At 43.2% G+C, this 7,459-nt stretch carries 9 protein-coding genes and 1 other RNA gene; 6 read left to right on the top strand and 4 right to left on the bottom strand.

Going from position 1 to position 7,459, the window contains the following annotated elements; genetic code table 11:
* A partial coding sequence (locus AACQ21_RS02935) for a pyridoxal-phosphate dependent enzyme (protein ID WP_146127529.1) occupies positions 1–369 on the bottom strand: 369 nt, incomplete at its 3' end.
* 119 nt (positions 370–488) lie between these two features.
* Between AACQ21_RS02935 and AACQ21_RS02930 the strand changes: the two genes are divergently transcribed.
* Positions 489–950 carry an Lrp/AsnC family transcriptional regulator gene (locus AACQ21_RS02930; RefSeq protein ID WP_010319994.1) on the top strand — a complete coding sequence of 154 codons (462 nt, stop codon included), beginning with the start codon at positions 489–491 and terminating at the stop codon, positions 948–950.
* Positions 951–958: 8 nt separating this feature from the next.
* On the opposite strand, the gene tesB is transcribed toward AACQ21_RS02930, so the two are convergent.
* Positions 959–1,819, bottom strand: a complete 861-nt coding sequence (tesB, locus tag AACQ21_RS02925) for an acyl-CoA thioesterase II (RefSeq protein WP_013856442.1) — start codon at positions 1,817–1,819, stop codon at positions 959–961.
* A 146-nt stretch (positions 1,820–1,965) separates the two neighbouring features.
* On the opposite strand from tesB, the gene AACQ21_RS02920 reads away from it, so the two are divergent.
* A complete protein-coding gene (locus AACQ21_RS02920) occupies positions 1,966–2,397 on the top strand; it encodes a YbaY family lipoprotein (RefSeq protein WP_017044405.1) in 432 nt (143 codons plus the stop codon).
* A 111-nt stretch (positions 2,398–2,508) separates the two neighbouring features.
* On the opposite strand, the gene AACQ21_RS02915 is transcribed toward AACQ21_RS02920, so the two are convergent.
* On the bottom strand, positions 2,509–2,811 hold the full coding sequence (locus tag AACQ21_RS02915; RefSeq protein ID WP_013856444.1) for an MGMT family protein: 303 nt from the start codon (positions 2,809–2,811) through the stop codon (positions 2,509–2,511).
* A gap of 69 nt (positions 2,812–2,880) precedes the next feature.
* On the opposite strand from AACQ21_RS02915, the gene AACQ21_RS02910 reads away from it, so the two are divergent.
* The 4 genes from AACQ21_RS02910 to AACQ21_RS02895 all read left to right on the top strand — a co-directional run bounded on the left by AACQ21_RS02910 (position 2,881) and on the right by AACQ21_RS02895 (position 7,121).
* On the top strand, positions 2,881–3,624 hold the full coding sequence (locus AACQ21_RS02910) for a hypothetical protein (protein ID WP_017045285.1): 744 nt from the start codon (positions 2,881–2,883) through the stop codon (positions 3,622–3,624).
* Between the two features lie 83 nt (positions 3,625–3,707).
* Positions 3,708–5,774 carry a GGDEF domain-containing protein gene (locus tag AACQ21_RS02905; RefSeq protein WP_105976721.1) on the top strand — a complete coding sequence of 689 codons (2,067 nt, stop codon included), beginning with the start codon at positions 3,708–3,710 and terminating at the stop codon, positions 5,772–5,774.
* Positions 5,775–5,947: 173 nt separating this feature from the next.
* Positions 5,948–6,044: signal recognition particle sRNA small type (gene ffs / locus AACQ21_RS02900), an RNA gene on the top strand.
* A gap of 177 nt (positions 6,045–6,221) precedes the next feature.
* Complete coding sequence (locus AACQ21_RS02895; protein WP_105976720.1) at positions 6,222–7,121, top strand: LysR family transcriptional regulator; 900 nt, start codon at positions 6,222–6,224, stop codon at positions 7,119–7,121.
* Between the two features lie 127 nt (positions 7,122–7,248).
* Here AACQ21_RS02895 and AACQ21_RS02890 read toward each other — a convergent pair.
* A partial coding sequence (locus tag AACQ21_RS02890) for a VOC family protein (RefSeq protein ID WP_181185539.1) occupies positions 7,249–7,459 on the bottom strand: 211 nt, incomplete at its 5' end.

The following is a 7,459-nucleotide window of genomic DNA, read 5'->3' as shown; positions in this document are numbered from 1 at the left end:
CGCTTGGCCGCCATAAAGCTCAATCTGCTCAATTTTTTTTCGTGCAGTACATTTGGGCATTACAGCAATAAAAGGCAAGCCTAGTAAACGGGCAAAATAAGCTTCTGATACCGCAGTACTGCCCGATGAAGATTCAATGATAGTAGTTTCAGGGCCAACCCAGCCGTTACAGATGGCATACAGGAAAAGAGAACGGGCGAGGCGGTGTTTCAGCGAACCCGTAGGATGCGTACTTTCATCTTTGAGATAAATATCGACCCCAGCGACACAAGGCAAATCGAGCTTGATCAGATGAGTATCGGCCGAACGTTGGTAGTCCGCTTCTATTTTTCGAATTGCGTTGTTAATCCATTGATGATCGGTGCACATGGTTCTCTCTCCATCGTTATTATGAGGGTAATTTACCCTTAATTTGAGAGAAAAACTTTGCTATGTTGCCTGTCCTTTTGTAGTTTTAGAGAAAATTATTCTCTTATTTTGGGGAAGCTATGGAGCTTGATAGAATTGATCGCATGATCCTCTCATTACTGCAACAAGACAGCACTTTGTCGCTAAATGATTTGGCTGAAGCGGTGAACTTAACCACGACACCTTGCTGGAAGCGGTTGAAAAAGCTTGAAGAATCTGGCGTGATTGCGCAGCGAGTTGCCCTGCTTGACCCAGAAAAATTAGATTTGAGTTTTACCGCGTTTGTGTTGATTAAGACCAGCGATCACTCGCACGAATGGTACAGCCATTTTGTCGTGACTGTGTCTGAGTACCCTGAGGTGATGGAGTTTTATCGAATGGCGGGTGAGTACGATTACATGATGAAAGTGTTGGTCAAAGACATGAAGTGTTTTGACCAGTTTTATAAAAAACTGGTCAATGGCGTGAAAGGGATTAATAACGTGACTTCAACCTTTGCAATGGAGTCATTGAAGTACACTACCCAATTGCCTCTGGCATAGCCTGCTCGTCATTTGGTGAAGCGCATCACACCTTCTTGCACTGCTGTTGCGACTAAATCTCCTTGGCGGTTGTAAATCTCGCCACGCACTAAACCACGGGTATTGCTGGCCGTAGGGCTTTCTATTGCGTAGAGCAACCATTCATCCATTTTGAATGGGCGGTGGAACCAAATCGAATGATCAATCGTCGCGACTTGAAAGTTAGGTGTCATCAAAGAGACTTTATGAGGATGCAACGCTGTGACTAAAAACCCCCAATCAGACGCGTAACCGAGCAAATATTGATGGATGAGTTGGTTATTTGGCAACTCACCATTAGCACGTATCCACAGGTACTGTTTTGGCTCTGCTTTTTGTGGTTTTAGCGGGTTAATTACGGTCACTGGACGCATCTCAATCGCTTTTTCGCCACAAAAAACCTTTTTTATTTTCTCAGGTAATAAGTGTGCAATCTGGGCTGCCAGTTCAGATTCAGAGGCAAAATTTTCAGGACCAGGGATGTCAGGCATGGTGTTTTGATGTTCAAAACCGGGCGCTTCACCGTGATAAGAAGCAGTGAGATAGAAAATCGGCCGACCATTCTGAATGGCTTTGACTCGTCTGGTACTGAAACTGCGTCCGTCCCTTAAATTCTCAACATCATAAATGATTGGTTTTTCAGGATCTCCGGGGTAAAGAAAATAGCTATGAAATGAGTGAACAGTGCGGTCGGAATCAACCGTATAGCGAGCCGCCGAGAGTGCTTGGCCAATCACTTGCCCACCATACACTTGTGGTAGACCTAAGTTCTCGCTCTCACCTCGGTATAAACCTTCTTCTAGCTTTTCCAGTTGCAGCAAATCCAATAGTTCATTTAATGGTTTACTCATAGACCCTCACCGAGATTCTTAATGTAATTATTATCATTGTTGACTAAGTCAATATCTTGTTAATACCAAATGGACGACCATGACAGCAGATAAAACCGAACCTATAATCATCACCTATCTAACACCATAACTGAGGTTTTATCCTTATGAAAAAGGCACTGTTGCTGATTATGTCGTCTGTTTTAGGTCTAATGCTTGTGGGTTGCCAGTCAGCGCAAAAACCAACCTCTTCCGAGAGCAATATTCAATCTATCATGGGTACGGTTTCGTACCGTGAGCGTATCGCACTGCCGGATAAGGCGCTTGTCACTATCACTTTGCAAGATGTTTCATTGGCTGATGCACCCGCTAAAGTGATCGCAAAACACCGCTTTGAAACTAACGGAATGCAAGTGCCGCTTGAGTTTGACTTGGCATTCGACAACCGAAAAATTGATGCTCGCCACCGTTACAGCGTCAGTGCTCGCATCGAAGTAGATGGAAAACTGCGCTTCATTACGGATACCCATTACGCCGTGATTACTGATGAGAATAACACTAAACGGGTTGATTTGCGTTTGGTTGGTGTTAAACAGTAAAAACAGAAGCAATAAAATAGACGCAATACTATAAAAACAGTAAAACAAGAAATAGTAAAACAGCCCTTTCCCGTGCTAGATAAGCGGGAAAGGCGCTTGACCGAAAGGGGCTTAGGGGCGCCACTGGTATAATCGAAGTTTTATTTTGCCATGCTCGTTCACTTCGACGCCTTCGGCGATCAATTTCTGTCGTTGACGTAATAAATCCTCTCCTTTTAGCGAAATCTCTCCTTTGCTGTTGATCACACGAAACCAAGGTAATCGGCTGTTTTGAGGTAGGTTACCTAATGCTTTTCCAACATGGCGTGCGTAGCCGGGGTATCCTGCTAAACGAGCAATTTCCCCATAGGTTGTCACTTTTCCTGCGGGAATTTGATGTATAACTGCAAAAATCTGCGCTAAAAATTGGTTCATGCTGACAATTCGTCCATACTAGCAGTGTCCTAGTTCGATAGTTACCAAGGAACGGTATAAGGAGAGGGCATGCTATTTTCTACCTTTCAATTTTTAATCACAACCTTGTTGGCTGTGGTTTGTGCAAGAGCCATAGGTTTAAGCGAAGGGGACATCCCCGTGCTGGCCATCGTGATCCCTGCGCTGTGGATTTTACCGCAAGGGGGCGTCGCGGGTGTGTTGTTATTGGCTGCAATGACCGCTTATGGTTTCACTTTATCTTATCAGCCAATCGCTCTTTCTGTCAGTGTTTGGGTGTTGCTGCCTTTGTTGACGGTGGCCTTTTCTAAACGCAGTAGCATGGGCGTTATCTTAGTGAGCACGTTGATCGTATTGACGTTGCAAGTCGGTATCATCGTTACTCAATCGGCTGGGAAATTAGGCGGTACAGGCTGGCTTACTGTTATTCAGACTCTTTCTGTTATCGTTGTTTGGTGGTCGGTTGCGCACTGGAAGCCATCCAATAAGCACCGTTGGTGGGCGTTAGGGTTACTGCTACCGCTATGGATGGCCGATTTCTCGTATGCGGTGTTAGTTGCGTTAAGCATTACTGGCATTATGGCGTCGATGGAAAGTTTAACCCAATCCAAACCAGTCGCAGTGAATTGGAATGGTTTGTTATGCTGGACACTTCCAACGGTAGGCTTTGCAAGCTTAGTCGTCTCGCCCACAAGTGATGTACCAAACCCCGTATTCGTGGTTTGGATCTGTTTGCTGGCTACCGCTTGGATGACTGATTATCTACTCAAGAGCACCGAAGAGAATACCGAATGACCAGAACACAACTGAATGTAGATTAGAGCATGTTGTGGGTGAAGTTGTGACTTCATTCTTATGCATATATAGAGCATTAGTATATGATGCTCACCTCTCAGTACAATAATATAAACGTCATGGTTCGTGCATTTCGGCTAATAGGTCTTTTATGGCTAGCAACGGCGGCACAAAGCGTCATCAGTGCTCCCATAATCAACGCTAAAACATATCGAGTAGCGACAGAAGCGGACGATGTTGTCACGCGTATTTTGTTTGATGCCATTGCTTACCAATTTCGCCTTGAGATTGACTATGTTAATTACCCCAGCTTTGATGCGATCTTGACCGCTATCGAACAAGGGGAGAGCGATTTTGCAGCCAATGTGACTTACACCGAACAGCGTGCTCAACGCTTTGATTTCTCAAGTCCTACCAATATTGAATACACCTATGCATTTAGCCACAGCAACGTACAGTTAACCGATCTGGCGAGGGTCGGGGTTCCCAAAGGAACGATTTATGGTGAGCTGATTGCCGCTTATTTTCCTCATATTATACTGGTTGAGTATGATGGTGCTCGGCGTGCCAAAGAACTTTTAAGCACGGCTGAAGTCGATGTGGTCGTAGACGCGATTAATCAATTAAAGCCGATGTTGATGGCAGGGCTCGATGCTCAATTGCTTAATGACCAACTGCCTATTCAGCCGGTTGCCATTATTACGCCAAAAGGGCACAACACTTTATTACTCAACAAAATTCAAGAATATGTGCACTCAGCGTCGGTACAAAAACTGCTTAGAGAATCAGTACAAAAATACCAATTTGATATCCGCAAGCAGGCGTTGCGTCAATCAGTCATCGATAGTGGCTTAAACGTGCAGCGACCGTTAAAAGTAAAATTGGAGAACATCAGCCAATTTGCTCAGTATCAGCACGATGGTAAAGTGAAAGGAATAAACGCGGACATTGTTTTTAAAGCATGTGACATTCTGTTACTCAAATGCGAACTGGCCAGCCAGCCAGACGAAACGTGGGAGAGCATGTATGCCGATTTGGTCAATAAACGCATTGATATCCTAGTACCAGTTACTGTCTCTCAACAACGAAAATCCGACGTTTATTTCAGTGACACGTATTACCAGCCTGAAGCCGTCTTGATTAAACGTGAAAATTACAAAAACAATGTTTACAGCAATGTGTCGGAATTAATTGTTGAGCGCATCGGCGTGATTAAAGAAGATTTCTTTGAAGAGCTGTTAGGAAAAATGCTGCCCAATAAAGTGCTACATGTTTATAAAACTCAAAATGAATTGGTCAAAGCCTTGCTCGGTAAGGAGGTCGATTACATCGTTCTAAACCGTGCTAACTTTAACCAAATATTGCGCGAAGCGGATAACTTATTGCCGTTGGAGGAAGATCTATTTATCGGCAGTTTTTACTCGTCTGAGATTGCAATGGGCTTTCCCAAAAATAGCATGGGCGCTTCGCTGGCTCCTTTATTTACTCGTGCTATTAAGATGATTGATACGCAGAAAATCATCAACACCTATGATTATCAACCGAATTGGCGAGCAACGTTAGCGGCCGAGAAAACTTTTTCACGCCACACTCAATGGCTGTTTACGTTGGTATTTGGCTTCTTGTTAGTGGTCGCTTCCTATCTACACTCACAATCTGTTACCGATAATTTAACCAAGCTGCGTAATCGCCGAGCTTTATATCGCCGTTATTCGAGAGGCTTAAACAGCGATCTAACCTTGATTTATTTAGATGTGAATAACTTTAAGCCGATAAACGATAACTATGGTCATGAAGTGGGGGATGAAGTGTTGAAAGCACTTGCCAGCCGTATCGATTCTATTTGGCGTGGTCGTAGTTACCGAATCGGGGGTGATGAATTTATCCTGATTGGGCAATATAGTGATGAGGAGCTTGAGCCTGTGTTAATGCAGTTAGAGTCCTTTACCTACAGCGATTCTGCTCGAAATTTAAACATAAAAGTCAATGTGGCGATTGGTGTGTCGAATTACAGAGATCATTTCATGAGCCTGGAAGAAGTATTGCACCAAACTGATATTGCTATGTACCAAAGTAAGCACCACGGTAGCGGCCAACGAGATAATACAAAGCCTCTTCTCAAGATAATCAGAAGTTCAAACAAGAGCTAAAATAGTTCACCTATTTTATTGAGTAGAAGAGAAAATAGAAGATTTGTTTAAATGGTGTTCACTTAAAACAAAAAGCTTCCATCCATTGGGATTTCGGCTTGCAATCATTACTATGATGCTTGATAATCGCCGCACTCTTTGGCTAGCAAGCCAAGAAAACAAATCAATGGAGGCTCTGGTCCTCCCGCAACACTAACTTGTGAACTCGGTCAGGCCCGGAAGGGAGCAGCCGCAGCAGGCGACGTGTGTGCCGGGATGTGGCTGGGGCCTCCACCCTTTTTGTCGCTGACAAACTTTATCCGTACACTCCCGATTTCTTCGTTTCAAAAGCTAATGCAATGATGTTTTATCATATTGCAATCTGAAACATACATTTTGTCCAAAGACATGCTGATTCATTTATAATCAATTATTATTGAAAGTTGATTTATTAATAACTATTGGTTTATGACTATGCTCAATCCTATTTGGTTAAACACTTTTAAAACATTAGTCGATATTGGGCACTTTACTAAAACGGCTGAGTTACTCCATATGACGCAACCCGGGGTAAGCCAGCACATAAATAAACTAGAAGCTGCCTGCGGTTATCCTTTGATAAAGAGATTTAACAAGAAATTTGAGTTAACAGTCTATGGGCGTAAAGTTTACGATTATGCTGTCAAACACTTTGAAGAAGAGTTTGAGTTATTACAGAATCTGGCACACGACGAACCTTTCCGTGGTCGCTGTACTATAGGCTGTTCGGGGACTTTCGCGTGGCTGATTTATTCACAATTACTTTCTTTGCAAGTGAGTTATCCAGGCTTATCCATTGAGTTAGAAGCAACGCCAAACCATCGTATATTTGAGCAGATATTGCAGGGGAAACTGGATATAGGTCTAGTGACAAAAGAACCTAACCCTAAATATTTCGCGAGCCGTATTGTTGGTGCGGAGTGTCTTGCTCTTGTATTGCCACTGTCCGCAGACGAAAGCTTGCCTATAAATGACTTGTTAATAGAATTGGGAGTCGTTCGTCATCCAGATTTCGCTCACTACTTCCAAACATATGTCAATCAAGCGAATAATGATTTGCTTCGTCTAGTCGATTTGGAGGATGTTTCGACGCAAAGCTATATTAACCAAGTGCACCAAATATTAGTTCCTATAGCTAAAGGGATCGGTTTTACAGTGGTTCCTCGATGGTGCGTTAACTTGTTCGCGGATAAAGAGCAGCTAAAAATATTCAACATTACCGAAGACATACAAGAACCTGTTTACTTGGTTAGCAAACTTAACTCACCTCTTGCTAGGCGTTATGAGCAAGTCATTGATGTTATTGATCACTCTTTTAAGGCTGTTTGACTTGATTGAACTCCACATAAGCAGATGATATTGGCATTAAAGCTTCATAGCTGACCTTGCAATAGAAACCAAAAAGGGCTGGTTGTGCTACCTGCCCTTGAAATTTTATTAATGCATCACAGATCGACTATTCGTAATCAGAGGCATAAGTTTCTTCGTATGAGTGCGAGTAAAGCTCAAATAGGTTGCCAAATGGGTCTTCTAGATAAACCATTTTAGCGAGCTTGTTATCATCTTTTGGGTGGTAACGCATGATATCCATACGCGCTTTACCGCCATATTGTTCAATGCGCTTAATAGCGCCTTCAAAGTCGTCGGTTTGTAGACAGAAGTGGAAG

This window comes from Vibrio sp. V01_P9A10T6, assembly GCF_963877065.1.
Classification (GTDB): domain Bacteria; phylum Pseudomonadota; class Gammaproteobacteria; order Enterobacterales; family Vibrionaceae; genus Vibrio; species Vibrio anguillarum.
The sequence above is the reverse complement of the archived record's forward strand: the minus strand, read 5'-3'. Positions and strand labels throughout refer to the sequence as shown.

Bases quoted from the DNA above. Each gene is read 5' to 3' on its own strand.
- AACQ21_RS02930 (WP_010319994.1), top strand. From the start codon at position 489: ATGGAGCTTGATAGAATTGATCGCATGATCCTCTCATTACTGCAACAA.
- tesB (WP_013856442.1), bottom strand. From the start codon at position 1,819: ATGAGTAAACCATTAAATGAACTATTGGATTTGCTGCAACTGGAAAAG.
- AACQ21_RS02920 (WP_017044405.1), top strand. From the start codon at position 1,966: ATGAAAAAGGCACTGTTGCTGATTATGTCGTCTGTTTTAGGTCTAATG.
- AACQ21_RS02915 (WP_013856444.1), bottom strand. From the start codon at position 2,811: ATGAACCAATTTTTAGCGCAGATTTTTGCAGTTATACATCAAATTCCC.
- AACQ21_RS02910 (WP_017045285.1), top strand. From the start codon at position 2,881: ATGCTATTTTCTACCTTTCAATTTTTAATCACAACCTTGTTGGCTGTG.
- AACQ21_RS02905 (WP_105976721.1), top strand. From the start codon at position 3,708: ATGATGCTCACCTCTCAGTACAATAATATAAACGTCATGGTTCGTGCA.
- AACQ21_RS02895 (WP_105976720.1), top strand. From the start codon at position 6,222: ATGACTATGCTCAATCCTATTTGGTTAAACACTTTTAAAACATTAGTC.